Source organism: Stenotrophomonas sp. 01N47 (assembly GCF_056399165.1).
The window spans coordinates 13,407-39,830 of the sequence record NZ_JBFTQU010000018.1 but is presented as its reverse complement, the minus strand read 5'-3'; the positions used below and the strand labels follow the sequence as shown (position 1 = coordinate 39,830).

Sequence of the window (26,424 nt, the reverse complement as noted above, 5' to 3'; positions counted from 1 at the left end):
TTCCGGCTATAATTGGGGGTATTCCATTCAGTCTGTGCCCGCTGCCGCAACGGGAAGTTCCCCGTGACGGACCGGGCGCAGGGTCGCGCCTACGGAGACCTCATGTCCTCGCAATACATCTACACCATGAACCGCGTGTCCAAGGTGGTCCCGCCCAAGCGGCAGATCATCAAGGACATCTCGCTGTCCTTCTTCCCGGGCGCGAAGATCGGCCTGCTGGGCCTGAACGGCGCCGGCAAGTCCACCGTGCTGAAGATCATGGCCGGCGTGGACACCGATTTCGAGGGCGAAGCCCGTCCGCAGGCCGGCATCAAGGTTGGCTACCTGGCGCAGGAACCGGAGCTGGACCCGACCAAGACCGTGCGTGAAGCGGTTGAAGAAGGCGTTGGCGAAGTGCTGCAGGCACAGGCTGCGCTGGACGCGGTCTACGCGGCCTATGCCGAAGAAGGCGCCGATTTCGACGCGCTGGCCAAGGAACAGGAACGCCTGGAGGCGATCCTCGCCGCCGGCGATGCGCACACGCTGGAAAACCAGCTGGACGTGGCTGCCGATGCGCTGCGCCTGCCGCCGTGGGATGCCATCGTCGGCAAGCTGTCCGGTGGTGAAAAGCGCCGTGTGGCGCTGTGCCGCCTGCTGCTGCAGAAGCCGGACATGCTGCTGCTCGACGAACCGACCAACCACCTCGACGCCGAGTCGGTGGAATGGCTGGAACAGTTCCTTGCGCGCTACACCGGCACCGTCGTGGCGGTCACCCATGATCGCTACTTCCTGGACAACGCCGCCGAGTGGATCCTGGAACTGGACCGTGGCCGCGGCATTCCGTGGAAGGGCAACTACACCGACTGGCTGACCCAGAAGGATGAGCGCCTGAAGCAGGAAGACAACCAGGAAAAGGCTCGCCAGAAGGCGATCCAGAAGGAACTGGAGTGGTCGCGCCAGAACGCCAAGGGCGGCCGCACCAAGGGCAAGGCCCGTCTGGCCCGCCTGGAAGAGCTGCAGTCGGTCGATTACCAGAAGCGCAACGAGACCAATGAAATCTTCATCCCGCCGGGCGAGCGCCTGGGCCAGGCGGTGATGGAATTCAAGAACGTCTCCAAGAAGTTCGGCGACCGCCTGCTGTTCGACAACCTGAACTTCCTGGTGCCCTCGGGCGCCATCGTCGGCATCATCGGCCCCAACGGTGCCGGTAAGTCGACCCTGTTCAAGATGATCACCGGCCAGGAAAAGCCGGACACCGGCGAGATCGTGGTCGGCCCGACCGTGCAGCTGTCCTACGTGGACCAGAGCCGCGACGCGCTGGAAGGCAACCACAGCGTGTTCCAGGAAATCGCGGGCGGCCTGGACATCCTCAACATCAACGGCATCGAGATCCAGTCGCGCGCCTACATCGGCCGCTTCAACTTCAAGGGCCAGGACCAGCAGAAAATGGTCGGTTCGCTGTCCGGTGGTGAGCGTGGCCGCCTGCACATGGCCAAGACCCTGCTGCAGGGTGGCAACGTGCTGCTGCTCGACGAACCGTCCAACGATCTGGACATCGAAACCCTGCGTGCGCTGGAAGATGCGCTGCTGGAGTTCCCGGGCAACACCTTCGTCATTTCGCATGACCGCTGGTTCCTGGATCGCATCGCGACCCACATCCTGGCGTTCGAAGGCGATTCGCACGTGGAGTTCTTCCAGGGCAACTACCGCGAGTACGAAGAAGACAAGCGCCGCCGCATGGGCGACGACGCTGCGCCGAAGCGCCTGCGCTTCAAGGCACTGAAGTAAGGAACAACGAAAGGCCGCGCTCGCGCGGCCTTTCGCCTTTCAGGGGCCGCAATCGATTTTTGTTGACGCTTTTGACCCTTTCGCGACGCGCTTCAACGCCACCCGGCTGAAGGCTGCACGTGTAAAGCAGTGTTGATTCCTTGTCGCACACGGCGTCCTCCGTACTTTGCAACTCGTTGTATGTTCCCGGCCCAACGCTTCGGTTTTCCTACGCACCCGATTCATCCCCCTCGTAGGAAAACACCATGAAAGCATTGATCTCCACCACGGCAGCGCTGCTGCTGTCCGGCACTGCCGCGGCCGCGCCGGCGAACTGGGAAGGCATCTACCTGGGTGCCCATGCCAGCCATGGCGAAGGCCACAGCCAGGACCGCAGCAACACCAATGCCTCTGAAAAGAGCATCCGCGGCTTTGCTGGCGGGCTGCAGGCCGGCCGCAACTGGCAGTTCGACAACAATGTGGTCGCCGGGATCGAAGGCGCCCTTTCCTTCGGCAACGTCAACCAGGAGTGGAAGGACCGCGACAACCATCGGTACAGCCCTTACTACGGCAAGGATGCGGTGACCCGTTCGGGTGCGATCAACCTGAAGCTGGGTTACGCGGCGGGCCAGTGGCTGCCGTACGTCAGCGCCGGCGTGAGCGTGGCCCGCCAGGAGTTTTCGCTGGGCTGCGACAAGTCGCTGGTGGAGGCCACCAACGGCTGCCGCGTGGCCGAATTCGAAACCCGCGCATCCCATGTATCCACCGGCGCGAACGTCGGCGCAGGCGTGCTGTACCGCTTCAGCGACCAGCTTTCGGCGGGTGCGGAGTACCGTTACACCCATCTGGGCTCCAGCCCGGTTTACCTGGAAGATCCCAACTACCCCGCTGCGGCGCGACGCAGCTTCCATACCAACTACAGCAGCGTTACGCTGAAGTTGAACTACCACTTCTAACCGCCTGGCGACGCACCCGCCGGTCCTTCGGGCGGCAGGGCGTGCAGGTACGAGAGATCTGCGATGTCCCTGTTCGAACGCCTGTTCCAGCTGCAGCAGCACGGCACCACCGTGCGCACCGAACTGCTGGCCGGTGTCACCACCTTCCTGACGATGTCCTACATCGTCTTCGTCAATCCCGAGATTCTGGGCACCACCGGCATGGATGCAGGTGCGGTGTTCGTGGCCACCTGCCTGGCCGCAGCGCTGGGCTCGGTGGTGATGGCACTGGCGGCCAACTTCCCGGTGGGCATGGCCCCGGGCATGGGCTTGAATGCGTTCTTCGCCTTCACCGTGGTCGGTGCTGCCGGCCTGCCCTGGCAGCAGGCGCTGGCGGCGGTGTTCATTTCGGGCCTGGTGTTCCTGGTGCTGTCGCTGACCGGCGTGCGCGCGTGGCTGGTGTCGGGTATTCCGGCGTCATTGCGGTCGGCGATCGTGGCCGGCATCGGCCTGTTCCTGGCGATCATCGCGCTGCAGAAATCCGGCGTGATCATCGGCAACGAGGACACGCTGGTCGCGCTGGGCCCGCTGAACACCGCGCCGCCGCTGCTGGCGCTGGGCGGCTTCCTGCTGATCGCGATCCTGGAAGCGCGGCGTGTGCGCGGCGCGATCCTGATCGGCATCCTTGCGGTGACCGGGGCCGGCTGGGCGTTGGGCGACCTGCAGTACCACGGGTTGGTGTCGCTGCCGCCGAGCCTGGCACCGACCTTCCTGCAGCTGGACCTGCCGGGCCTGCTGCACCACAACGGTGGTGCGCCGATTGCGGTGCTGCTGCAGGTGGTGCTGGTGTTCGTGCTGGTGGAAGTGTTCGATGCCACCGGCACGCTGTATGGCGTGGTCGGTCGTGCCGGCCTGCTGAAACTGCCAGGCGCGCAGAAGCGATTCGGGCGCGCGCTGCTGGCCGACAGCACGGCGATTGTCGCCGGCTCGCTGCTGGGCACCAGCAGCACCACCGCCTTCGCCGAAAGTGCCTCCGGCGTGCAGGTGGGCGGCCGTACCGGATTGACCGCACTGGTGGTGGCCGCGTTGTTCCTGGCCGCGCTGCTGTTCTCGCCGCTGGCGGCCATGGTGCCCGGCTATGCCACCGCGCCGGCGCTGCTATTCGTGGCCGGGCTGATGCTGCGTGAACTGGTGGAAGTGGACTGGAGCGACCTGACCGAGTCGGTGCCGGCTGCACTGTGCGCGCTGGCGATGCCGTTCACCTATTCCATCGCCAACGGCCTGGCCTTCGGCTTCATTGCCTATGCCGCGCTGAAGGCGGGCACCGGCCGCTGGCGCGAGGTGCATCCGGCGGTGTGGCTGGTGGCGGTGCTGTTCGTGCTGCGCTACGCGCTGGAGTAAGCCGGTGGCTGTTGCCGGCCGCTGGCCGGCAACTTCTCACATGTCTCGGGAATCCTGCAGTTGCCGGCCAGCGGCCGGCACTACCCGATGCCGCGTGGCCTTCACTCGTACTGGATGGTGAAGGTTGCCTGCCCGTTTGCAATACCGGCACCCACGGTGCCGGCCTGGGTCTGCACGTAGCGGGCCCGCAGCGGCAGGCTCAACGTAGAGCTGCCGATAGTGGTCGTGCCGACGTTGATGGTCTGGCCGAAACGCACTTCGCGCTCGCTGCTGCCATCACGCTGCACCATCTGGATGCCGATGCGCGTGGCGCTGTTGGCAGCGGCGCTGAGCTTGAGCACACCCGGCATGTTCGAACCATCCTGGTCGGCATCCAGGCGGATGCCGACCTTGCTCTGGAACTGCGCAAGGTTGCTGCCCTGGCAGTTCAGGCGGATGTCGAAATCACGGTTGACGGCCTTGGAGCCGACGCCGGTGAAGCTGGTGTTGGGCACGCTGCCGAAATCCACCGGAATGTTGCGGCTGCCGGCCTGTACTTCGCAGGTCGGGCTGACCACGGTGGTGCCCGAGCCCTTGAAGGTGGAGGTCAGTTCCGGACGGCCGGGACCGTCGCCATCAAGATAATAGGTAGTGAAGCGACCATTGGGCGCGATGGTGCCCGAACCAGTCTGCGCAGCAGTCTTGATCAGTTCCACCCGGAAGCGGCCGCCATTGAGGGTCAAGTTGCGGTTGCCCCCCAATTGCAGAGTGTGGGGGTAATAGGTCTGGATGGAGCCCGAATCGCGATAGACACGAATACCGACACCCGCTACGTCGGTGGCATAGACGTTGCTGAAGCCTGGCACAGCGCTCTGTTGCGCTGCGTTGACGAAGCGGCCGTTGGCGCTGCCGCCCCACCGATCACAGTAACCAATGTTGTCGCGCTGGTTGATCGGCACGATCAGTTCCTTGATCACACCACCGACTGGCAGATTGGGCAGGATGACGATCTGACCCATGTCCATCTGCACGTCCTGCGCGACGAACCCCTGCTGGTTGATATAGCAGGTGGCCAGCGCCGGGCTGGCCAGCAGCACGCCGCCAAGCACGGCCAGGGTGGCCAGCGCCTTGCGGCCACGGAAGAGAATCATCGGCATGCTGCCTCCAGCGGGATGAAGCCGGTCTTGGACGCATCGGCGCCCGCCGGTACCTGGTAATCAACCGTGCAACGCTGGTCAGCACCGGAGCCCCATTCAACCTGCAGGCTGCCCTGGTTCTTCTCGCTGCGTACGTACAGGCGGCCGCCCTGGCTGACCATGCCCACCGGCTGGCCTGTTTCGTCCTTGACCTGCGCGCCGAACGGCAGCGTACGACCGTCGGTGTTGCGCACCTGGATCAGCAGTGCATTGCCCTTGCGGGTATCGAAGCGCAGGTAGCTGATGGCACCGGCGAACGGAGCGATCGACTGGCTGCTGCTTTCCAGCTCGACATCGTGAGCCATGCCCTGCGGGTCCAAGGTCACGGTGTTGAGGCGATACGGCGACACGTAGGGCACCACGGCGTAACCGCGACCATCGATGCGCAGGCCCGGCGCGTTGCTGACCATGGCATCACGTGCACCCGGTGCCTCGACCAGCACCATGGTTTCACCACGCTGCGGGGTCAGGGTCACGCCGCCACTGTGCATGACCAGGCTGCCGTTGGCACCGAACGATGCCTGGCGGAAGTCACGCGAATGGCCGTAGGTCGCGTTCAACGCGGTGTAGCGGCTGCGGTACTCGGCATTGCCGACGGCGGTGGTGCCACCGTCGCGGGTATCGGACAGGGCCACGCCGTAGCTGAAGTTGTTGTCCACGCCTGCGGCGCCGGTGATGCCGACACGGCTGCTGTCGTAGCCACCGCGTTCGCGCACACCGACATCGGCACTGAGCGAGACCGGGCGGGTTCCGCGGCCCAGCGGCACACTCATCGACAACAGGTACTGGGTATCGGAACGACCCAGCGCACCTTCTTCGGTACGCAGTGCGGAGAAGCCGAAGTTCACCGAGCGCCAGGCGTTGTTGTAGCCCACCTGGTACTGCTTGGCGGTACCGGGGCGATCGTAGAAGTCACGCACCGAGCCGGTCACGTACAGCGCGCCCCAGCGACGGCCGAGCGGCTGGTTCAGGGTCAGCTGGAACTGGCTGCGCTGGCGGCCGCGGGTGCTCGGGTCGATGCCACGATCGTCGGCGTCGCGTGCGTACAGCGCATCCTGCAGGCTGTAGAAGCCTTCAGTGGAATAGCGGTAAGCAGCCAGGTTCAGGTTGGTGCCGGTCTCGCCGATCATGTTGCTGTAGCTCAGGCGCACGCTGGCGCCGGTGCTGTTGCCGTAATGATCGAACGAGGTACGGGCATGGGTGACATCGGCGGCGAAGGCACCCAGCGGTGTGGACACGCCGATACCGTACAGCAGCGACAGGTAGCCATCGCTCAACGCGCTGCCGCCGTACAGGGTCAGCTGGTTGCCGATGCCGCGCTGATAGGTGCCCTGCATCAGCCACGGCTCATCGCGCAGCTGCTTGTTGCGGACCTGGCCGGCAGTAATCGCATAGCGGGATACACCGGCGCGCAGCATCTGCGGCACCGAACCGAACGGAACCTTGAACTCGCGGCGACGGCCATCGGCTTCGACCACGCTCACTTCCAGGTCGCCGCCGTAACCGGTCGGGTACAGGTCGTCGATCACGAAGTTGCCCGGCGACACCGAGGCCGAATAGATCAGCTGCTGGTTCTGGCGGACCTCGACGCGCGCGTTGGTCTCGGCGATGCCACGCACGATCGGCGCGTAACCGCGCAGCGAATCGGGCAGCATGCGATCGTCGCTGGCCAGGCTGGCGCCGCGGTAGCCGATCGACTCGAACAGCTCGCCGCTGGTGTAGGCCTCACCCAGGGTGAGCATGCCGCGCACCTGCGGAATACCGCGTTGCGCGTAGGTGGCGATGCTCTGCCAATGACGGCCGTCGCCTTCGTTCCAGGTCAGGTTGGAATCGTGGCGGAACTGCCAGCCGCCCAGGTTCAGGCCTGCGTTGAGGCCCAGGTAGGCGCTGCGGTTGCGGTTGCCACCGTCGGTGCGGCTGTCACTGTCAATCGCATTGAAGCTGTAGCCAACGAAACCGGCATTGATGCCGCGGTCCCACAGTGCGGGATTGACGTAGCCTCGGGCTTCGCGGCGCATGAACGCCTGCGGGATGCTGAGGTCGTAGCGCAGGTTGCCGCTGTCATAGGTACCGTAGGCGTTGGCCATGCGCTGCTGCACCGGCACGCAGGTGCTCTTGTCCAGCGCTGCGGACGGCTCCTGCTGGAGCAGGACCGCTTCGCTGTCCACGCCCAGCTCTTCCAGCGTCGCAACATCCAGGCAGGCATCGACACGGCCCTGCGCATCGGCCTTGAACTGCAGGTCGCGACGGCCTTGCCAGGCGCCGTTGACGTAGACATCGACGCGGTAGTTGCCGGCGACCATCGGGTTGCCATTGGAGAATGCTGCCAGGTCGACCTGCGTGGCCTGGCCAGACAGGAAGCTGGAATTGAACTGCGCCTGTTCCGGCGCACGCGCCGTCGCCGCACCGCTCTGCGCCATCAGCGCTTGTTCGCCGAGATTGGCCGGTGCAGCCAGTGCCCATCCTGGGCAGGCGACGCCAGCAGCCAACAGGCAAAGCGCCTGATGGATCGACAATGTCAATCTGTTTCCGATCACACTGACATTCCTTCAATTCGCCGCACGGCGGCAGTTGCGGGATGCGCAGGCCAATGGCCCACGCGGCGCTTTCAGCCCCCGGTAGCGGACAGGCGGATCGTGTGTTCGACCCGGCCACCGTAGTCGTTGATGGTGATGAAGCGGACCTGCTCGATGCCGGCCGGAGCCGCGAAATCGAGGCTCTGCTTCGGTGCAACCATCTTTCCCTGCTCTTCGACCGGCCGCTCGCCGCTGCCGGTCACGGCATGCACTTCAGCCAGGGTCACGTGGAAGGGACTGGGGTTTTCCACCCGCAGGCGATCACCGCTGCGGGTCCAGCGCAGTGCTGCAGGCGCGTCGTTGGCGACGCCCTTCAGGCCCTGCGGCCGGTAAAAAAGTTTGAGGCGCGAACGAAACGCGACCTGCAGGTAGTTCTGTTCGCCACTGTCGGCGCTTTCCGGCGACGGCGGCACATCCAGCACGTTGAGCCAGAACACCGATTCGTGGTCGGTCGGCAGCTGCGCGCCAGAGAAGATCAGGCGCAGCGCCTGGCTGCGACCGGGCTCGACACGGCTGATGGGCGGCGTCAGCACGAACGGTGCATCACTGGTATCAGCGGTCTGGTTGGCGTCGCCACTGTCGACCCACGCCTGCACCAGCGCGGGCGAGTCGCCCACGTTGTCGACCTGCACGGTGACTTCGCGCGATTGCGCCGGGTAGATCACTCGCGTGCCATTGACCACCACGCCGGCCAGAGCGTTCTGGCAGAAGGGCAGCGTGAACGCTGCCAGCAGCAGCGCCCGGGGAAAGATTGCTTTCATCGGAATTACTACGCTCGAGATGTGTGGCCAGGGGCCGCGAAGCACTGGCCGGCGCGTACGCCGGCCAATGCGGGGTACGGCTACGATCAGTTGTAGATGATCGTGTACTTGACGTTGCTGGTGACTTCACCGGCAGACGCGGCGGCGGTCGCGTAGTACTCAGCGTAGTAGTTCAGGTTGGCGGTGCCATCGGCAGCCACGGTCACCCACTGCGAGTTGTCCTGGGCCTGGTTGGTGCCCGAGGCCTTGATCGGCAGGAACTGGTTGTTCGAGCCCAGCAGCTGCAGCTGCACGTTGCCGGCAGCGTTGGCCGCAGCCTGGTTGTTCAGGCGGCCACTGTTGAAGTCAACGGTCGAACCCGGCTCGAAGTAGGTTGCGACGTTGCCGGCGCTGCACTTGGTCAGGTTGATCGCGAACGGGGTACGACCGGCAACGGCACCGGCGGCAGCCAGGGTGCTCTTGGAGACCGTCGGCAGGTTGACAGAGAAGTCCTTGCCACCCGGGGTCGAGATGGTGCAGGTCTTGTCGGTGACCTTGCCGTTGAAGGTGATGGTGCCGTCGGCAGCATTGGCGGCCAGCGGAGCGGCAGCCAGCATCAGAACCGCGATGAATTTGATCTTGTGCATTGCTTGTACCTAACCCTACTGAAGAGATGGAAAGTAGAGGAGGAAGCAAGGAGCACTGCCGGGCATCGGACCCTTCCTTGCGTCTCACCTGTCGCCGGATTCGGACGTACCTCTCCCTGAATCCGTGACGCAAGTATATGCATAAATGTGACCCACGTCTCATAATTTTTTATGAACACAACATCTTGACGCCAATAAATTGACGTGATAGCTCAAAAATGGAGGGTACCCGGGAAGCCAAGGCAGGCTTGGCGTGCGACGCAAATGGCACTCGATCATCGACCGCGTTTGCAGGTAAAAACGGCGTTATTTGACGCGCATCACCCTTCTCAGGTGATGGCCCTAGCAGAACGAAACACTGCCTATCAATGACTGCTCTCGGTTGTCGCTAACTAGGACACACCGAACCAGAGAACGTGTCATGAAGAGCTCGATCCTGCTGTGCGTGGCCTTGATGTCCGTCAGCGCACTGGCCCAGGCCAGCAGCGGAAGCGTCCGCTTCAGCGGTCGCATCGTCGATCCCGGTTGCACGACGCGCCTGTCCCAGCAGGAGCTGAGCCTGGAAGCGTGCCCGCCGTCGGCCAAGGGCGCCAAGGTGGCTGTGACGGCGCTGGGCGAAGGTGAAACGGCAACGCTGCGCGAAGGCAGCCGCCATGGCCAGCAGCTGGCCGTGGCCGCACGCACGCTGCGTGCCGGCGACCTGTCGTTCTCCGAGCGCTATCGCCTGGAGGCCTCCCAGCGCCAACCGCTGCGAGGCGCCTATCTGGTGGTGGTCGACTATCCCTGAGCCGGGTCCGGCAGTTCGAACACCTGCCGCAGGTAGGACAGGTAACCCGGGTCATCGCACATGCTCTTCCCCGGTGAGTCACTGAGCTTGGCCACCGGCTGGCCATTGCAGCGGACCATCTTGATGACGATGTTGAGCGGGGTCGGCCCCAGATCGTTGGTCAGATGGGTACCCACGCCGAACGCCACCTGGCAGCGGCCGCGGAAGTAGTCGTACAGGCGCATCACCTTGGTGATGTCGAGCCCATCGCTGAAGACCAGCACCTTGCTGCACGCGTCGACGCGGCGCTGCTGGAAGTGGGCCAGCATCCGGTCGCCCCAGTCGAAGGGGTCGCCGGAATCATGGCGCACGCCATCGAACAGCTTGCAGAAATACATGTCGAAGTCGCGCAGGAACGCATCCAGCCCGACCACGTCGGACAGCGCGATGCCGAGGTCGCCGCGGTACTCGCGCGCCCACGATTCCAGTGCCGCTACCTGCGAATCGCGCAGGCGCGGGCCCAGCGCCTGGAATGCCTGCAGGTATTCGTGGGCCATGGTGCCGTGCGGGGTCATGCCGTACAGGCGCGCGAAGTGCACGTTGCTGGTGCCGACCAGCTGCGGGCCCAGCGCGTCGCGCAGCAGCGGCAGCAGGCGTGCATGCCAGTCGCGCGAGTAGCGGCGGCGGCTGCCGTAGTCGGCGATGCGGCACTGTTCGAAGCCGGGGGTATCGCGCAGCAGCGCGGCCTTGGCCTGCAGGCGGCGTTCGCCTTCGGCGAAATCCGCCGTGGTGGTGTTGCGGAACCAGACTTCGTTGATGATCGCCAGCAGCGGCACTTCGAACAGGATGGTGTGCAGCCACGGACCGGTGATATCCAGCTCGATCTCACCGGGCACCGTCTTCGACGCACGCAGCTGGATGTACTTGCGATCCAGGTGGAACAGGCCGAGGAAGTCGGCGAAATCCGGCTTCACGAAGCGCAGGCCACGCATGTAATCCAGTTCTTCATTGCTGAAGCGCAGGCTGCACAGGTGGTCGATCTCCTCATCGATCTGGTCGATGAAGCGGGCCAGTTCGATACCAGGGGTGCGGCATTTGAAACGGTATTGAACCTGCGCGCCGGGGTGCTGGTGCAGCACCGCCTGCATCATGGTGAACTTGTACAGGTCGGTGTCGAGCAGGGACTGGATGATAGGCATGGCTGGAATTATGCGCCTGTAGGGGTGAACCGGGGTCCGCGGGGAGGTGGCGCCCTCACCCACGGTGCGGCTCTGCAGTAGATCCACGCCATGCGTGGATGATCCTGTGGCAGCGGGTTACAGCGACCTGCGCAGCAGTCTCGGCACCTGCACCAGGGCGTGGGCCCAGATCGCGCCCCACACTGCCACCCGCACCGGCAACGACCGCTGCGACGCTTCGAACTTGCTGAAGTAGCGCCACAGCCCGCGATGCTTGTGCCATTCCACGAAGAACGGGCGCGAACGGCTGGACACCCCGCGCACGTGGGTCACCTTCAGGTCGTTGGCGATGGCGACCACGCCACCTGCCTCACGCACGCGGCGGCACAGGTCCAGGTCTTCGGCATGCAGCCGGTAACCGGCATCCCAGCCGCCGATGCGATCAAACAAGGCGCGCGGCATCAGCAGCAGCGCACCGGACAATGCCGGTACCTGCTGCAACGGCTGCACCGGGTCGCGGGCAATGGCCAACCGCGCGCCGCGCCCGGGCGAGCGCAGCATGGCGAGGAAGTCCGGATCACGACGCCGTACCGCGTCATCGGCCTGGCCGTGCTCGTCCACCTGCTCCACGCCCAGCAGACTGTCGCCCACCGCAACAGCGCGGTCACGCAGTGCGGCGAGGGTATCGATTTCGACCATCAGGTCGGGATTGATGAAGGCCAGCCACGAGCTGCGTGAATCAGCAACGCCCTGGTTGTTCGCTGCGGCGAAACCGGGATTGTCTGGGTTGGCAATGAAACGCACGCGCGGATCGTGGCTGGCGTGGCGCTGCACGACTTCCAGGGTGTCATCCAGCGAACCGTTGTCGATCACCCGGATCTCGGCCACGTCCTGCGCCTGGCGCAGTCGCGACAGGCAGGCATCGATGGTGCTGCCGCTCTGGTAGGTGACGACGATGGCGGCAATGGCGGAATTCAAACAGGCGGCTCCAGCGGTGATGGCGGCACGAACAGGTCGCCCTGCCCGCGCGGCATTATCGCCTGCTGCAGGTTGTGCTGCAGGTTCTGGCGCAGCGTGTGCAGCGGATCGTGCATCAGGAAGTCAGCCAGCCGCGGTACCCAGCCCGGCCAGCGCGCGGCCAGTGCCTCCAGATCGCCGTCGCGGCTGGGTGCTTCATTGGCACGGCCGACGAAGGCGTTTTCGCACAACACGTTGCGCCAGCCGAGGCCGGCCATGCGCAGGCTCAGATCGACCAGCGCCGCGTTCCAGCCCAGGTAGCTTTCTGCATCCAGGCCACCGGCGCGCCGCCGCGCATTGGCGCGCACCAGCACCGCATGAGTGACTGCCGAGGGGAGTTCAGGATGCAGGGTCGGCAGCGCCGCGCAGACGTGGGCCAGCAGCGCCGGGTCGCTCGGCTCGGTGTTGAGCTCGCCCAACCGTGGCCACGCAGCGGTTTCGCCCACATTGCACCACGGCGTGGCAGTGGCGATGGCGGCGTCACGAGCGAACGTGGCCTGCAACTGCTGCAGCCATCCCGGTGCAGGCACGCTGTCCGGGGCCAGCACCGCGACGTCCAGGCCATCGCAGGCACGCAGCATTTCGTCCAGATGGGCGACCTCGCCAAGGGGTCTGGCGCGGCGGGTGTATTCGGCCTGCAGCGGGGTATGTGCCAGCCAGTGTTCGACCACCGCCTGTGCACGTGGCCCGGCCTGCGCGTCATCGCCCAGCCAGATCGATGTCCCCGCTGCGGTACCGGCATCGAGCGCGGCCAGGCAGCGGTCAAGCACCGCGTCGTCCACGCCGAGCGGCAACAACACGATCGCCCCCATCCCGCCTCCGTGGTTGTCGGTGGCCACAGCGTAGCATCGGGTGGGTGTCGGCCGGGTTGCACCCGGCACCTGCAGAGGCTTCAAGCCAGGGCCGAAGCAACAGCAACAGCTGGGCTCGCTGCAAGTACGTCCATGTAAGCTCGGTCGCCGCATCCATGCGGCTCACGCCCCCGCAACCGGACCCACCCCGCCTTCGACAGTTTTCCGCGAACTGTCGGAACGACTCCTGGGGTCAGATCCGTTTTCCACAGGAAAACGGATCTGACCCCATTCCTGTATTTCGATATCTGAAAGATGTGTCGACCAAGGTCGACACCTACCAACAGCAGCAGGAAACTGTCGAAGGTGGGGCACTGTGGGTTTGCGGGGTGTGAGCCGCATGGATGCGGCGACCAAGCCTACATGGACGTATTTACGGCGTCCCCGCAAACCCACAGTGCCCCGCCCTCCCCCAGTAAACCCGCTGTTGCTGTTGCTGTTGCTGTTGCTTCGGCTTCGGCGGGTGCCGGGCGCAGCCCGGCCGAACCCCTTACTTCTTTGAGCCCGGCTGGTTCAGCGGCTCCATCGCACGGAAGCGCTGGCTGTATTCGTCGGTCAGGGTGCGTGCTTCCTGGCCGTTGCGGACGATGGTCGGAGTCAGCAGCACGATCACTTCCGAACGACGGCTGGTGCGGCTCTTCTGGCCGAACAGTGCACCCAGCACCGGAATCCGGCTGAGGCCGGGAATGCCGCTGCTGCCATCCGTGGCCGAATCGGTGATCAGGCCGGCCAGCATGATGGTGTCGCCGCTCTGCACCGCCGCCTCGGTGGCCAGCTTCTTGGTGGAGATGCGCGGATTGCAGTTGCGCTCCTGCGGATTGCAGTTCTCCGGTACGTCCGAGGCGCTGCTGATCTCCTGCACGATATCCAGGAACACCGTGCCGTCGCGGGTGACCCGCGGGCGCACCTTGAGGATCACGCCGGTGTCGATGTACTGCACCGAGCTGTAGCTGCTGGTGCCGACACCGGTGTTGACCGTGGTGGTGTTGATCGGCACCTTGTCGCCCACGTTGAGCGTGGCTTCGGCGTTGTTGCGCACGAACACCGAGGGTGTCTGCAGCAGGCGCACGTCGGTGACTTTGTCCAGTGCACTGACTACGGCAGCGCCGTTATGGCCAGTGAAGGCCCAGTTGGCGCCGTCGGTGCCGGTCACCGCACCGGCGAAGGTGTTCCAGGAACCGCCGGCCATCGCCGGCAGTGACAACCCGGACAGCGCACCGGTCAGCGCGCGCCCTGCCACGGCGTTGTCGAAATACCAGTTGACGCCGTACTTCAGGTCGCCGGTCAGCCCGACTTCGGCTACCTGCGCTTCGATGTGCACCTGCAGCGGCATCACGTCCAGTTTCTCGATCACTTCGCGGATCGAGCGCCAGGCCTGCGGCGTCGAACGCACCAGCAGCGTGTTGGTTTCCTCCACCGCCGACACGCCAACACGATCGCCTTCCACTTCCAGGCTGATGCTGACGTTGCCCGACTGGCGCTGCGGCAGGTTCAGGCTGCCGGCACTGCCACCACTACCACTGCTGCCGCCGCCGACCTGGTTGTTGAAACTGCTGCTGTTGCCCGCATCCATGCCACGGTCGCCATCGCTGCCCAGCTGCGACGGGATGGCGCCTGGCGCCAGTGCTGCCGAGCCGGAACCGCCACGGTTGCCACTGCTGGCAAAGGCTTCACTGAGGCGCTCGGCCAGGTCGCGCGCCTTGATGTAGCGCAGCTCATGCGAGAACAGGCGCGCGCTGCCACCGGCAGTATCGATGCGGTCCAGCCACTGCTGGATCTGGTCCAGGTAGCGCACCTGCGGGGTGATCACCAGCACCGCGTTGGCGTTTTCCAGCGGCAGGAAACGGAACATGCCCGCGCTGGGCGTCTTGCTCTCTTCGCCGAAGACCTTCTCCAGATCGGCGGCGACCTGCTCGGCCTTGCCGGACTGGATCGGGAACACGCCCACCGACATGCCCGAGAGCCAGTCGACATCGAAGATTTCGACGGTATGCAGGTAGTTCTCGAGTTCGGCACGGGTGCCGCCAAGGGTGATCACGTTGCGGCCGCTGTCGACGTTGACGATGGCATTGGGCCGCGCATACGGCTCCAGTACCTTCTTCATCTCCGTGGCGGAGATGAACTGCAGCGGCACCACGCGCACTTCGAAACCGCGTGCGCTGGATGCCGGCGCGGTGCTCGGCGCCACGGTGCCGGCCAGTGCCTGGTCGGCGGCGACGATGTTGTAGCGACCACCGCTGTAGACCATGCGGGCGTTGTTCCAGCCCAGCACCATCTCCAGCAGGTTCAGTGCCTGTGCCGGCGACACCGGCTTGGGCGTGGCCAGGGTCACCGTGCCCTGCACCCCCGGGGCGATCACGTAGTTCTGGCCGAGCATGTCACCGAGGATGGCCTTGACCACCGCGTGCACCGACTCGCCCTCGAAGTTGAAGGTGGCTTCGCCGGAGCTGGCCGCATGCAACGCGGGCGACGGCTTGCGCGCGGCCTCGCGGTTGATCATGGTGCCGGTGCCGCGACGGATCACCGCCTGCGGCGTTCCCTGGGCTTGATCGGCCGCTTCGGTCTGCGCATCGGTGGCGGCCTGACCGGCGCTTGCCGATGGCTGCAGGTTGCCGTTGCGTTGCACATGCGGGGCCGACACGGTGCTGCAGCCGACCAGCAGTGTCAGGGCAAGGGACCAGGGAAGAAAACGCAGATTCATGCATTCACTCTATCGGTTGGTGCCATCGCCCGGGGGCGGCGACGGTTGTTGCTGCTGTTGCTGCAGCTGACGGCGGCGGGCCTGAATGCGTTCGCGGATGGCCTGCATCTGCGCTTCGCTGGGACCGTTGGTATTTGCAGGGGGTGCGGCGGCTGCGGCCGGTGCAGGCGAGGCGGGAGCCACGTTGCCATCGGCGGCACGGGGGTTGGGCAGGGTCTGGCTGGGCGTTGGCTGTGGCGGTGGCGGCGGAACCACCGCGCCAGGCACAGGCGGTGTGCCATTGGCCCCGCGCAGCGCGGTTGGCGCTTCACCGCCCTGGCCATTGAACACGGTCAGTTCCAGCACCTGGCTGCCACTGGAGCCGATCACCGTGGCTTGGCGCGGTTCCAATGCGACCAGTTGCCAGCCATCGACTGCATCGCCATTGAGGCGCAGGCGCAGCGACCGGCCCTGCTCGGTGGTGAAGGTGGCCATGCTGAAATCACGGGTCATCAGCACGCCGGTCAGGCGCAGCGCGGGACTGGCGGCCGCTTCGCTGCCCCCCAGCAGATACGGGCGCGGCTTGCGGTCTTCGGCAAACAGGGGCCGTTCGCTGATCACGCTGTAGCTGTCTGCGCCGGCCATGCGTTCGGGCGCCAGCACCGGCAACGCCGGCAGCGCGGCCTGGGCGTCGCCCTCTGTGCTGACCGTGGGCAGCTGGCTGCCCAGCCCGAAGCCGGTGGCCAGCCAGGTCGCCGCAGCCCATCCGGCCACCGCCAGCAACAACCCGGTGCGCAGGTTGATCTGCTCAAGCTTCATCGGCCACCTCCTGCGCATCGGCAGCAGGCTGCTCCGCTGGTGCAGGTACAGGTGCCGGCGGCGACACCACCGGCGCCGCTGCAGGCGGTGTGGCCACGGGCGCTGTGGAGGAATCGGCGGCAGCACCCGGCAACAGGTAGCCGGCCAGCTCGAAGGACACATCCAGGCCGAGGCCGGATTCGTTCGGCGATTGCTGGAAGCGCTGCGCGATCAGGTTGAGGTTGTCCACGAACAGGCGCGGGCTGCCGGTCTCCAGACTGTGCAGCACGGTGGCCAGTTCGGCCACGCCACAGCGCAGGCGCACCTGCATGGCCACGCGCACGAAGGCGGCATCGCGACGGTTGTCGCTCAATGGGGTGCGGTTGCTGATGGTGCAGCTGCGGTTGCCCGGGCTGGCCATCGCCACCGCATCCTGCAGGCGTGCGCCGAGCGCGGCCGCAGCGGCCTCGGCGGTGGCTTCCTGCAGGAAACCCGGGCGCTGCTGCAGGGCGTCGCGGGTCGCGCGCAGCCGCTGTTCGATCTGCGGCTGCTGCTGCAGCTGCGCCTGCACGCGCTGCTGGCGCTCGCGCAGGGCAGCGGCATCGGCATCGATCGCGCGCAGCGGCTGGGTGAACCACGGGTGCACCAGCAGCAGGTAGGCCAGGCCCAGCACTGCCAACAGCAGTGCCAGTGCCAGCCAGCGGTCACGGCGTGCGCTTGGCATCGGCATTGGCCGCCTCCGTGGTTGCAGTCGGGGCGGGTGCCGGCGCCGGTGCTGCCGAAGGCAATGGCTGCAGCTCGGCGGTCAGGGTGAAGCGGTCGCGGCCACTGGCGGCACCGTCAGCCTGCAGCACGCCGGTGAGATTGACCTTGCGCCACTGCGGCGCGTCCTGCAGCAACGGGACCAGCTGAGATGCTTCGCTGCTGAGGCCGATCAACTGCAGGCTGTTGTTCTCGATCGCCAGTTTTTCCAGGTAGGTGCCATCGGGCAGGCGTCGGGTCAGCTCGTTCCAGACTTCGACGGTACTGGCGCGCTGGTTGCGCTGTGTTTCCAGGAACGCCGCTCCATCCAGCAGCGCCTGCAGCTGGCTGCGTTCGCTGGCCACGCCACGCGCACTGCGGGCGCTGCGCTCGACGTCTGCGCGCAGCGCATCGACGGCGTCACGACGGTTGTCCAGCAGCTGCATCGCCGCCAGCACCAGCATCACCAGCGCAGCCATGGCAAGCAGCAGGTTCCAGCGCCGCATCGGGTCCGGTCGCTGCTGACGCTGCGCGGGCGGCAGCAGGTTGACCTGCAGCGCGCGGCCTTGGGCATCGATCGCATCGACACCGGCCAGCACATCGGCCCACTCTCCGATCTGCGCACGCCAGTCATCCAGCTGGCGCAGCGGCCAGGCCACCAGCTCCACCTGCAGCAGGCCTTCGCCGGCACTGCCCAGCTCACGGATGTCATAGCTGACCTGGCTGGCTTCGAACGGTGTCTGCCGGTCGATCTCGTAGCCGACCACCGCACGCAGGCGGTCAGCGGCCGCGGCAGGCAGACGCAGAGTACGCCGCAGGACCTGCCCGGCCGGCAGCAGCCACACCCGTGGCAGGCTGCGCAGGCGCGGCTCCAGCACGCGGTCCAGGTCCGCCGGTTGCAGCGGCCATGGCAGGCGGGCCACAGGCTCGAGGCCGTCACCGGTTTCACGCCAGACCTGTAGTTGCCCGTCTTCGCACTGCAGCAGCAGGCGGGTCTGCGACCAGCCCAGCGCCCATTGCCAACGCATCGGCACCCAGGCCAGCAACGACTGCCGCCACCAGCGCAGGAAACGGCCGGCACCGGGGCCGATCTGGCCCTGCACCTGCCGCAGACTGTCCTGCCACGCCGTCATCTTGCTGCCATTCCCTGCTCCCAGCGAAGCACTGTGTAGGTCCGGCCGGGCACCCCGCCCGATCCGTTGCGCACCACCGCCTGCAGCACCGACAGGCGTCCGCTGCCGTCAGTGGCGCGGGACTCGATACTATAGGTGCCACTGCCGCTGGCAAGCGCCGATGCACCCGCAGCGTTATCTCCGTCACGCTCCTGCTGGGCGCGTTGCGCCAGCAGTTGTTCCGCATCCAGGCCCATTGCGGTCAACACCGGGCCACTGGCGAAGCGTGGATCCGGTCGCGCCTGCCGGCTGTAAAGCGTCAGGTGCGGCAGCATCGCGGCATACAGCGGCCCGCGCATCCCCAGCACCCGCTGCAGTTCGCCCAGGGTTTCAAAGCGCTTGTTGCGCGGGCCATAGGGCAGGCCTGCGGCGGCGTACTCGGGCGCTTCGGCACCACCACCGGGCTGCAGCAGGCTGTCTTCGTCGCGCCAGTCGATGATCGCACCGGCCAGCTGCCTGGCGCTTTCTGCTGGCTCGCCCAGTGCCTGCATGAATGCGGACAGCAGGGCCGCATCGGCCAGGTTGAGGTTGATCTTGCCGTTCTCGTCCAGCACCCGGATCTCGATGCGGGCGTCGTCGAACTGCCAGCGATAGGCCCGGCCGTCGGCCTGCCACGGTGGACGCTGCGGGTCTGGCTGCAACCGCAGCAGCGCGTACTCCAGGCCCGCACGGGCGCGCTCCTGGCCGCGTGCATCGTCACCGAGCACCCGCTGCTGCAGGTGTTCGACCCGTGCGCTGAGCGCAAAAGCGCCGACCAGTGCGGTCATCAGCGCGATCAGCCACAGCACCAGGACCAGCGCGGCACCACGTGGACGCTTCATCGCGCGCCTCCGCTGCCGCCGGCGCGCAGTGCCACCACCAGCGGCGGCCATGGCGTGCCCCGGGTTGGCACGATCTGCACCTCCACCAGCAACGGCAGGCGACGGGTGTCCTCCCAGCGTGGCAACCATTCGGTCAACTGCCCGTTGCTGGCGTCGACACCGCGATAGCGCAGCCTTACGTCCTTCAACTCGTCCGCCAGCACTTCGGGCGGGCGCGGCGGGTTCTCTTCGATGCGCTCGCCTTCCTGCAGCAGCACCAGTTCCAGCAGCAAGCGGCGGTGGCCGGCTGCGCCATCCACCTGCAGCGCATGCAGGTAGGGGCCGCCGCGACCGAGATAGCCCGGCAGGTCGGCAACGAACTGCATGCCCTGATCGTCACCCTGGAAGAACACCGGTTCGCGGGTAGGATCGGGCACTTCCAGCGGGCTGCGCAGGGCGCTGGCGAGCTGGCGCCGCAGCAGGGCCTGCACTGCGCGCATGCGTTCGCTCTGCGCGGCAATCTGCTCACCGCGCTGGCTGATCGCCATCGCCGAGCGCACGCTGGCGAACGCCAACGCCAGGCCGCCTGCCAGCAGCACCGTGGCCAGCATCACTTCGATCAGGGTGAAGCCCCGCGCGCGGCGCCTCATCGCGCATTCTCCAGCGCGGGCGGCAACAGACGCAGGCTGCGCCAGCGCAACTGCTCGCGCTCGCTGTCGCCCCAGCGCACCTGCAGCTGCAGTTCCGCCAGCCAGGGTGCGCCCGGCGACTGCGCAGCGGGCAGCGCCCCACTACGCGGCTCGGCCCAGGGCTGCACCTGCAGCTGCCAGTGATAACGCCCCTGCTCCCACTCGCCCTGCTGGCTGCCGGCCTGCAGCGGCGCTTCCACGCCGGCAGCGGCCAGCAACGATTGCGCGTGCAGCACCGCGCGCGTGCGCAGCTCGGCATCGCGCACCTGGCGCGCGCCGCCGGACAGGCTGCCCAGCAACAGCGTCAACGCCAACCCGAGCAAGGCGAAGGCAACGATCACTTCCAGCAGGGTGAAACCACGGGCGCGCGACCTCATTGCGCCCGCCACGGTCCGGAACGGACTTCACCGGTCAACCAGCCCACATCGATGCGCCATTCGGCGCTGTCCAGCTGCAGGCGGATGCGGCCGCCACTGGAGCCGCCGTCGGGATGGAATTCGATCACGCCCTGGCCGGGCGCGGTGGCCAACTGCGCGGCACCTTCGAACTGCACCTTCAGCTTGGCCGGCACTTCACCGTGGCGCTGGCTGGCGCCCTGCCAACGATGCTGCGCCGGTTCGATCACGAAGCGCTGCGGTTCGCCGCGGGCAATGGCCTGCGCGCGCACCATGCGCAGCTGGTTGGCGATGTCCTTGCCGGCACTGCGCAGCTGCATGCCGGCAAAGCCGCGCGACATGCCAGCGGCGGTGATCAGGCCGATGGCCGCGATCAACGCGATCACCAGCAGCATTTCCAGCAGCGACAGGCCCGCTGCGCGCCTGCCGTGCAGGCGCGGGCGTGACACCCGGCGCGGCAGGAAAAGCAGCATGCGTGCTTACGGCTGGTAGCGGATGTCAGCGTCGACGCTGCTGCCGCCGGCCTTGCCGTCCTTGCCCAGGCTGATCAGTTCATACGCCTGGCCCTCGCCCGGTGCGCGGTACTCCAGCGCGTGGCCCCACGGGTCGTTGAGGTCGGCAGGCTTGGCATACGGGCCCAGCCAGCCACCGACGCCGGCCGGTGCGGTCACCAGGTCGTTGAGCGACGCGGGCAGCTTGCCGGTGTCGATCTGGTAGTTGTCGACCTTGGAGGCAACGGTCTGCACCTGCGCCTTGGCGATGTTGGCCTTGCCACGATCGGCGCCGCCGAGCACGCGGCTGGCGACCAGGGTCAGCACTGCGCCGATCAGCACGATGACGATGATGATCTCCAGCAGGCTCATGCCCGACTGGTGACGTGCGGCGGTGAAGGAAAGGCGGATCGGTCGACGGGAAGCAATCATGGTCGGTCCTTTCAGGTACGGGATGTCGGGGTTGCGAAGGAGGCCATCGTCAGCCGATGGCGTTGGTAAGGTCGTACAACGGCACCAGCACGGCCACGATCACCGCGCCGACCACCGAGGCCAGCACCAGGGTGATCGCCGGCACCATCGCCGCCAGCAGGCGGTCGATGCGGCGGGCGCTGTCCTGTTCGAAGGTATCAGCAGCTTTCAGCAGCATGGTATCGAGCGCGCCGGACTCCTCGCCGACCTGGATCATCTGCAGCGCCAGCCGGGGAAAACGTTTGCCGCGCGACAACGCCAGCGACAAGCCGGTGCCGTTCTTGACCTCGTCGGCGGCGGTCTCCAGGTCTGCCGCAAGGGCGCGGTTGCCAAGGACGTTGCGGGCGATGCCCAGCGCGCCCAGCAGTGGCACGCCGTTGCGCAGCAGTGTCCCCAGGGTGCGCGCCAGCCGCGCGGTTTCCAGCTCGCCCAGCAGGCGGCCGATACCGCGGCGTTGCAGCAGCCAGCCATCCAGTGCCAGACGGAACGCGGGCTGCCGCGCCTTGCGTTCGAACAACAGCAGCAGCACGCCCGGCACCACCAGCAGCAGCACCCACCAGTCACGCACGAACAGGCCCAGCTGCAGCACCAGGTTGGTGAACCATGGCAGCGCTACGTCCAGGCTTTCGTACATCTGTGCGAACTGCGGCACCACATAACCCAGCAGGAACAGCAGCGCACCACCCACCACCACCAGCAGGATCGCCGGGTAGACCAGCGCGTTGATCACCTTGCCCTGCAACGCACGGCTGCGTTCAAGGTAATCGGCCAGACGTTGCAGCGTGTCGTGCAGGCTGCCACCGGCTTCACCGGCGCGCACCATGTTCACGTACAGACGCGAGAACAGGCCGTGCTGGCGTTCAAGCGCAGTGGACAGCGGCGCGCCACCACGCACCACATCGCGGATGTCGGTGATCGCGCGGCGCGAGCGCTCGTCTTCGGGCAGGCTGAGCAGGATCGACAGCGCGCGGTCCAGCGGCTGTCCGGCACCGAGCAGCGTGGCCAGCTGCTGGGTGAACTGCAGCAACGCAGCGCCCTGCAGCGGACGCTGGCGGAACAGGCCACGCAGGCTGCTGCCGCCAACCGCCCCCCCGTCGGCCAGCTGCGTTTCCATCGGCAGATGGCCCTGGTCCTGCAGGCGCGCGACCAGCTCGGCCTCGCTGGCCGCTTCCATCTGCCCGTCGAACACTTCACCGTGTGGGTTCAGTGCCTTGTAACGGTAGTTCGGCATGTCAGCGTCGTCCCTGCACGCGCATCAGCCTTCCTCGGTCACGCGCAGGACTTCTTCGAGGGTCGTCTGCCCGCTCAGGGCCTTGCTCAGGCCGTCCTCGTACATGGTGCGCATGCCGGCTTCGCGGGCGATGCGCTCGATCTCGCCCATGCCATCGCGACGCATCACCGCACGGCGCAGCGCGTCGTTCATCACCAGGAATTCCATGATGGTGGTGCGCCCCAGGTAGCCGGTCGGCGCCAGCGCCGAAGGCTTCGGGCGATACAGGTAGATCGTTCCATCCGGTTGCAGGCGGCGCAGGTCGAAGCGTTCGATCTCTTCCGGCGAGGCTTCGTAGCGTTCGGCGTGGGTCGGCTCCAGCCGGCGCACCAGGCGCTGGGCCAGGATGCCGTTGATGGTGGAGGTCAGCAGATAATCTTCCACGCCCATGTCGAGCAGGCGGGTGATGCCGCCTGCGGCATTGTTGGTGTGCAGCGTGGAGAGCACCAGGTGGCCGGTCAACGCTGACTGGATCGCGATGCGCGCGGTTTCCAGGTCGCGCATTTCGCCGATCATGATGATGTCCGGATCCTGGCGCACGATGCTGCGCAGCGCATTGGCGAAATCCAGCCCGATCTGTGGCTTGGCCTGGATCTGGTTGATGCCTTCGATCTGGTACTCGACCGGATCTTCAACGGTGATGATCTTGACGTCGGCGGTGTTTAGCTGGCTCAGCGCGGTGTACAGCGTGGTGGTCTTGCCCGAACCGGTGGGACCGGTCACCAGCAGGATGCCGTGCGGCTGTTCAAGCACCTTGCGGAACTGCGGCAGGAAGGCATCGGTGAAGCCCAGCCGATGGAAGTCGAACACCACCGTTTCGCGGTCGAGCAGGCGCATCACCACGCTTTCGCCGTGCGCGGTGGGCACCGTACTGACACGCAGGTCCAGTTCCTTGCCCTGCACGCGCAGCATGATGCGGCCGTCCTGCGGCAGGCGGCGCTCGGCGATGTTGAGCCGGGCCATGATCTTGATGCGGCTGATCACCGCGGCGGTCAGGTTGGCCGGCGGGCTCTCGCCTTCGACCAGCACGCCATCGACGCGGTAGCGCACTTTCAGCCGGTTTTCGAAAGGCTCGACGTGGATGTCCGATGCGCGCAGTTCGACCGCGCGCTGGATGACCAGGTTGACCAGGCGGATCACCGGCGCTTCAGAGGCGAGATCGCGCAGGTGCTCGATATCATCCACTGCGCCGCCTTCGCCATCGGCGGTTTCCACGATCGCCCCCATCGCGCTGCGGCCCTGGCCGAACCAGCGCTCGACCAAGTCATCGATCTCTGCACGCATGCCCAACAGCGGCGTGACCGGCACGCCCAGTGCCAATTGCACGGCCTGCTGCGGGTAAGGGTCGTGAGCATCGGCCAGCCACAGCTGCACGCCGTGTTCATCCAGCGCCAGCGGGCACACGTGGAACTGCTTGAGGAAGCGCAGCGACAGCGGCAGGCCTTCGGCCAATGCCTGCGGTGGCGATTCAGGCAGCTGCCGTCCTTCCAGCAACGGCAGGCCCAGCACATCGGCACTGGCCTGTGCCTGGTCACGTTCGGACACCAGCCCAAGCCGTACCAGCAGGCCAAGCAGGCTACCTCCGGACTCGGCATGCAGCGGCCGCGCACGCGCCAGATCTCCTTCCTTGAGCCGACCACGCGCCAGCAGCGCATCGAGGATGCGGCCTTCAGTGTCGTCGATGGCAGTGGCAGCGAGCGCGTTCACATGACTCTCCTGTCGATCGTCCCGACTTTAGCAGTTAAGCCATGGTTTCCACCCTCTCCGGTTCTTCTTTCGTAAAAAGACGAGGCCCGTCACACAGGTGACGGGCCTCGCTTATTCATTTACGACCGTCGGTAATTACTGGGTCGCCAGGATGCTCACCCCGCTGTAAGCGGCCTCACCCACCACCTTGATGTAGTAGGTGCCGACCACCGGCTTGGCCACGCGCACGGTTTCGGTATTGCCCGGGCGGGTCGACTTGGCATCGTTGTCGGTCGCGGTGGGCACGCGGCCCTGCGCCAGGTACACCGACACGTTGCCGCTGCCGCCGTAGGTCAGCACGCTCAGCGTCTTGCCGGCGGCCGCTTCGAAGGTATAGACGGTTTCGCTGGCGGCCGCACCGGCCAGCCCGCCCACGGTCACCTTGTTGGTCAGCGGAATGCCTTCCGGCTCGCAGTTCTCGGTGCACGGTTCCTTCAGCGCGGCATCCAGTGCGGCCTTGGCATCGAGGATGCCGGTACCGATCGGGGTGGCCGCCGGGATGGTCACCGGGAACTTGCGCGCCGACTGCTTGAGCAGGGTTTCCAGCGCGGCCGGCGCCAGCGGCTCCTTGCCCTTGGCGATCAGCGCGCTCTGCACCATGGCAGCCACCGCGGCAACGTGCGGCGAGGACATCGAGGTACCGCCCTTGCCCATCAGCACCCACTCACCGGCGTCCGGGGTGGTTTCCGAACTGGAACCGACCTGCCAGATGTAGCCGTTCGGGTTGCCGTCGACACTGCCGCCACCGCCCGGGGCCGACAGGTCGACCGCGGTGCCGTAGTTGGAGTAATAGGTGATGCCACCGGTGACACGGGTCGCACCCACCGCCACCACGTTGTTGCAGCTGGCCGGACGGTACTTGGACGCGTTGTCGGTTTCATTGCCGGCCGCGACCACCACCAGGGTGCCGCGCGACACGGCGCCGTTGATCGCGTCCTGGTAGGCGGCATCGCAGGCGCCACCACCACCCAGGCTCATGTTGATGATTTCCGCCGGATTGGTGTTGGCCGGAATGCCCGGCACGGTGCCGCCCGACGCCCAGGTGATGGCGTCGCTGATGTCGGCCAGGGTGCCGCCGCACTTGCCCAGCACGCGCACCGGCAACACCTTGGCCTTGTAGGCCAGGCCTGCCAGGGCACTGCCGTTGTTGGTCACCTCGGCAATGGTGCCGGCCACGTGCGTGCCGTGCCAGGAACTGCCTTCCGGTTCGGAACCGGTGTAGCACTCGTTGGCCGTTTCCACCCAGTCGCCGTAGTCGGTGGCACCCGGTGCGCGGCCATCGTTCGGGCGGCGCGAGGATTCCTTGTCACTGATGAAATCGTAGCCTTCCAGCAGGTTGCTGCCGAAATCCGGCACGCCCGGCAGGATGCCGGTATCGAGCACGGCGACCACGATGCCCTCGCCCTGCGAGAGATCCCACCCGGCCGGTGCATTCACACCACCGGTGGCGTTGAAGAAGTTCCACTGGTACTGCGCATAGTTGGGATCGTTGGGCACCAGTGCCGGCTGCGCATTGGTGGCACGCAGGTCCGAGCGCTGCAGGCGCACGTTGGCCACCGCGTACTGCACCGACGGATCGGCATTCAGTTCAGCCAGTACCTTCTGCATGTCGGCCGAGCCCAGCCGGGACTTCAGGCGGATCAGGTCGCCACCGGTACCGAGCTTGCGCTCCACCAGCGGGGAAAGTGCCGCAGCACGGCTGGTGGTGCCGCTGCTGACGATGGCACGCGACAGTGCCGACTGCACGACCGAGAGCTTGGTCGAACGATCGCTGGCGGCCGCGGTGCCGTTGCGGTACTTCACGATGATGCCGTCCACGCTCTGCTGGGCAGTGCTGGCCACGCGCGCCGGCTCCTTGGCCACGCCCGGCTTGGCCGCATGCGCCGCACCGACGCCGACAGTCAGCGACAACACGGCGGCAGCCAGCACATTGATGCGAAGGGTCTGCTTCTTGGTCACGTTCGAAATCCTCTTCAAGGTCATGGTTGAGCTTTCCTTCTCCGCCCGTTGCACGGACGGAGCTCACTACGGCCATCACTCCCTGCGACTGCCCTGGCTGGCCCACCAGGGTTGCCATGCCACGCCCCTTTGGCGCTCACTGCTCGACGTGCCGATGGGTTGCCCACCGGCACGTTGTTG

23 protein-coding genes are annotated in these 26,424 nt (G+C 66.3%); 4 read left to right on the top strand and 19 right to left on the bottom strand.

What is annotated here, in order from left to right; genetic code table 11:
• Positions 1–102: 102 nt before the first annotated feature.
• From ettA to AC1DKR_RS20800, 3 genes are all read left to right on the top strand, one after another.
• Positions 103–1,767 (top strand): energy-dependent translational throttle protein EttA, encoded by a 1,665-nt coding sequence (ettA, locus tag AC1DKR_RS20810; protein ID WP_025876664.1) that lies wholly within the window; start codon positions 103–105, stop codon positions 1,765–1,767.
• Between the two features lie 245 nt (positions 1,768–2,012).
• On the top strand, positions 2,013–2,702 hold the full coding sequence (locus tag AC1DKR_RS20805) for an outer membrane protein (protein WP_312785965.1): 690 nt from the start codon (positions 2,013–2,015) through the stop codon (positions 2,700–2,702).
• Positions 2,703–2,765: 63 nt separating this feature from the next.
• On the top strand, positions 2,766–4,082 hold the full coding sequence (locus AC1DKR_RS20800; RefSeq protein ID WP_312785964.1) for an NCS2 family permease: 1,317 nt from the start codon (positions 2,766–2,768) through the stop codon (positions 4,080–4,082).
• A gap of 101 nt (positions 4,083–4,183) precedes the next feature.
• On the opposite strand, the gene AC1DKR_RS20795 is transcribed toward AC1DKR_RS20800, so the two are convergent.
• From AC1DKR_RS20795 to AC1DKR_RS20780, 4 genes are all read right to left on the bottom strand, one after another.
• A complete protein-coding gene (locus tag AC1DKR_RS20795; protein WP_312785963.1) occupies positions 4,184–5,218 on the bottom strand; it encodes a fimbrial protein in 1,035 nt (344 codons plus the stop codon).
• Positions 5,209–7,773, bottom strand: coding sequence for a fimbria/pilus outer membrane usher protein (locus AC1DKR_RS20790; protein WP_478035022.1), 2,565 nt, complete (start codon positions 7,771–7,773; stop codon positions 5,209–5,211). The genes AC1DKR_RS20795 and AC1DKR_RS20790 overlap by 10 nt, the downstream gene beginning before the upstream one ends.
• A gap of 92 nt (positions 7,774–7,865) precedes the next feature.
• Positions 7,866–8,594: a fimbrial biogenesis chaperone gene (locus AC1DKR_RS20785; protein WP_089238705.1), complete on the bottom strand. Its 729-nt coding sequence runs from the start codon at positions 8,592–8,594 to the stop codon at positions 7,866–7,868.
• A gap of 86 nt (positions 8,595–8,680) precedes the next feature.
• Positions 8,681–9,220 (bottom strand): fimbrial protein, encoded by a 540-nt coding sequence (locus AC1DKR_RS20780; protein WP_312785962.1) that lies wholly within the window; start codon positions 9,218–9,220, stop codon positions 8,681–8,683.
• Positions 9,221–9,641: 421 nt separating this feature from the next.
• Between AC1DKR_RS20780 and AC1DKR_RS20775 the strand changes: the two genes are divergently transcribed.
• Complete coding sequence (locus AC1DKR_RS20775; RefSeq protein WP_312785961.1) at positions 9,642–10,007, top strand: hypothetical protein; 366 nt, start codon at positions 9,642–9,644, stop codon at positions 10,005–10,007.
• Here the strand turns inward: AC1DKR_RS20775 and pncB are convergent.
• From pncB to AC1DKR_RS20700, 15 genes are all read right to left on the bottom strand, one after another.
• Positions 9,998–11,185: a nicotinate phosphoribosyltransferase gene (gene pncB, locus AC1DKR_RS20770; protein WP_478034996.1), complete on the bottom strand. Its 1,188-nt coding sequence runs from the start codon at positions 11,183–11,185 to the stop codon at positions 9,998–10,000. The genes AC1DKR_RS20775 and pncB overlap by 10 nt on opposite strands.
• Positions 11,186–11,302: 117 nt before the next feature.
• Entirely contained in the window at positions 11,303–12,142 is an 840-nt protein-coding gene (locus tag AC1DKR_RS20765) for a glycosyltransferase family 2 protein (protein WP_312785960.1), read from the bottom strand.
• Positions 12,139–12,993: a glycosyltransferase family 2 protein gene (locus tag AC1DKR_RS20760; RefSeq protein ID WP_312785959.1), complete on the bottom strand. Its 855-nt coding sequence runs from the start codon at positions 12,991–12,993 to the stop codon at positions 12,139–12,141. Before AC1DKR_RS20760 ends, AC1DKR_RS20765 begins: the two co-directional genes overlap by 4 nt.
• Before the next feature lie 529 nt (positions 12,994–13,522).
• Positions 13,523–15,733: a type II secretion system secretin GspD gene (gspD, locus tag AC1DKR_RS20755; RefSeq protein ID WP_312787995.1), complete on the bottom strand. Its 2,211-nt coding sequence runs from the start codon at positions 15,731–15,733 to the stop codon at positions 13,523–13,525.
• Positions 15,734–15,742: 9 nt separating this feature from the next.
• A complete protein-coding gene (locus AC1DKR_RS20750) occupies positions 15,743–16,531 on the bottom strand; it encodes a hypothetical protein (RefSeq protein ID WP_478034988.1) in 789 nt (262 codons plus the stop codon).
• Entirely contained in the window at positions 16,521–17,240 is a 720-nt protein-coding gene (gene gspM, locus AC1DKR_RS20745; protein ID WP_425518182.1) for a type II secretion system protein GspM, read from the bottom strand. Before gspM ends, AC1DKR_RS20750 begins: the two co-directional genes overlap by 11 nt.
• The gene (locus tag AC1DKR_RS20740) at positions 17,215–18,384 is read right to left on the bottom strand and encodes a PilN domain-containing protein (protein ID WP_478034985.1); all 1,170 of its coding nucleotides are present in this window, start codon (positions 18,382–18,384) and stop codon (positions 17,215–17,217) included. Before AC1DKR_RS20740 ends, gspM begins: the two co-directional genes overlap by 26 nt.
• Positions 18,381–19,244, bottom strand: coding sequence for a type II secretion system minor pseudopilin (locus AC1DKR_RS20735; protein WP_117309501.1), 864 nt, complete (start codon positions 19,242–19,244; stop codon positions 18,381–18,383). Before AC1DKR_RS20735 ends, AC1DKR_RS20740 begins: the two co-directional genes overlap by 4 nt.
• A complete protein-coding gene (locus AC1DKR_RS20730) occupies positions 19,241–19,873 on the bottom strand; it encodes a type II secretion system protein J (protein ID WP_442244687.1) in 633 nt (210 codons plus the stop codon). The genes AC1DKR_RS20735 and AC1DKR_RS20730 overlap by 4 nt, the downstream gene beginning before the upstream one ends.
• Positions 19,870–20,289, bottom strand: a complete 420-nt coding sequence (gene xpsI, locus AC1DKR_RS20725; RefSeq protein WP_025876704.1) for a type II secretion system protein XpsI — start codon at positions 20,287–20,289, stop codon at positions 19,870–19,872. The genes AC1DKR_RS20730 and xpsI overlap by 4 nt, the downstream gene beginning before the upstream one ends.
• Complete coding sequence (gene xpsH, locus AC1DKR_RS20720) at positions 20,286–20,780, bottom strand: type II secretion system protein XpsH (RefSeq protein ID WP_127564701.1); 495 nt, start codon at positions 20,778–20,780, stop codon at positions 20,286–20,288. Before xpsH ends, xpsI begins: the two co-directional genes overlap by 4 nt.
• A 6-nt stretch (positions 20,781–20,786) precedes the next feature.
• Positions 20,787–21,230 carry a type II secretion system major pseudopilin GspG gene (gene gspG, locus AC1DKR_RS20715; RefSeq protein WP_032951922.1) on the bottom strand — a complete coding sequence of 148 codons (444 nt, stop codon included), beginning with the start codon at positions 21,228–21,230 and terminating at the stop codon, positions 20,787–20,789.
• Between the two features lie 49 nt (positions 21,231–21,279).
• The gene (gene xpsF / locus AC1DKR_RS20710; protein WP_223494196.1) at positions 21,280–22,500 is read right to left on the bottom strand and encodes a type II secretion system protein XpsF; all 1,221 of its coding nucleotides are present in this window, start codon (positions 22,498–22,500) and stop codon (positions 21,280–21,282) included.
• A gap of 24 nt (positions 22,501–22,524) precedes the next feature.
• Positions 22,525–24,246 (bottom strand): type II secretion system ATPase GspE, encoded by a 1,722-nt coding sequence (gene gspE / locus AC1DKR_RS20705; protein ID WP_025876711.1) that lies wholly within the window; start codon positions 24,244–24,246, stop codon positions 22,525–22,527.
• 135 nt (positions 24,247–24,381) lie between these two features.
• Positions 24,382–26,268, bottom strand: coding sequence for a S8 family peptidase (locus AC1DKR_RS20700; protein ID WP_478034975.1), 1,887 nt, complete (start codon positions 26,266–26,268; stop codon positions 24,382–24,384).
• Positions 26,269–26,424: the final 156 nt, after the last annotated feature.

Coding starts and splice junctions, on each gene's coding strand:
- gspM (WP_425518182.1), bottom strand. CDS start 17,240: ATGCCGATGCCAAGCGCACGCCGTGACCGCTGGCTGGCACTGGCACTG.
- xpsF (WP_223494196.1), bottom strand. CDS start 22,500: ATGCCGAACTACCGTTACAAGGCACTGAACCCACACGGTGAAGTGTTC.
- AC1DKR_RS20700 (WP_478034975.1), bottom strand. CDS start 26,268: ATGACCTTGAAGAGGATTTCGAACGTGACCAAGAAGCAGACCCTTCGC.
- AC1DKR_RS20750 (WP_478034988.1), bottom strand. CDS start 16,531: ATGAAGCTTGAGCAGATCAACCTGCGCACCGGGTTGTTGCTGGCGGTG.
- xpsI (WP_025876704.1), bottom strand. CDS start 20,289: ATGAGGTCGCGCGCCCGTGGTTTCACCCTGCTGGAAGTGATCGTTGCC.
- AC1DKR_RS20795 (WP_312785963.1), bottom strand. CDS start 5,218: ATGCCGATGATTCTCTTCCGTGGCCGCAAGGCGCTGGCCACCCTGGCC.
- AC1DKR_RS20730 (WP_442244687.1), bottom strand. CDS start 19,873: ATGAGGCGCCGCGCGCGGGGCTTCACCCTGATCGAAGTGATGCTGGCC.
- AC1DKR_RS20780 (WP_312785962.1), bottom strand. CDS start 9,220: ATGCACAAGATCAAATTCATCGCGGTTCTGATGCTGGCTGCCGCTCCG.
- AC1DKR_RS20785 (WP_089238705.1), bottom strand. CDS start 8,594: ATGAAAGCAATCTTTCCCCGGGCGCTGCTGCTGGCAGCGTTCACGCTG.
- AC1DKR_RS20775 (WP_312785961.1), top strand. CDS start 9,642: ATGAAGAGCTCGATCCTGCTGTGCGTGGCCTTGATGTCCGTCAGCGCA.
- xpsH (WP_127564701.1), bottom strand. CDS start 20,780: ATGCTGCTTTTCCTGCCGCGCCGGGTGTCACGCCCGCGCCTGCACGGC.
- AC1DKR_RS20800 (WP_312785964.1), top strand. CDS start 2,766: ATGTCCCTGTTCGAACGCCTGTTCCAGCTGCAGCAGCACGGCACCACC.
- gspD (WP_312787995.1), bottom strand. CDS start 15,733: ATGAATCTGCGTTTTCTTCCCTGGTCCCTTGCCCTGACACTGCTGGTC.
- AC1DKR_RS20735 (WP_117309501.1), bottom strand. CDS start 19,244: ATGAAGCGTCCACGTGGTGCCGCGCTGGTCCTGGTGCTGTGGCTGATC.
- ettA (WP_025876664.1), top strand. CDS start 103: ATGTCCTCGCAATACATCTACACCATGAACCGCGTGTCCAAGGTGGTC.
- AC1DKR_RS20760 (WP_312785959.1), bottom strand. CDS start 12,993: ATGGGGGCGATCGTGTTGTTGCCGCTCGGCGTGGACGACGCGGTGCTT.
- gspG (WP_032951922.1), bottom strand. CDS start 21,230: ATGATTGCTTCCCGTCGACCGATCCGCCTTTCCTTCACCGCCGCACGT.
- AC1DKR_RS20740 (WP_478034985.1), bottom strand. CDS start 18,384: ATGACGGCGTGGCAGGACAGTCTGCGGCAGGTGCAGGGCCAGATCGGC.
- pncB (WP_478034996.1), bottom strand. CDS start 11,185: ATGCCTATCATCCAGTCCCTGCTCGACACCGACCTGTACAAGTTCACC.
- AC1DKR_RS20805 (WP_312785965.1), top strand. CDS start 2,013: ATGAAAGCATTGATCTCCACCACGGCAGCGCTGCTGCTGTCCGGCACT.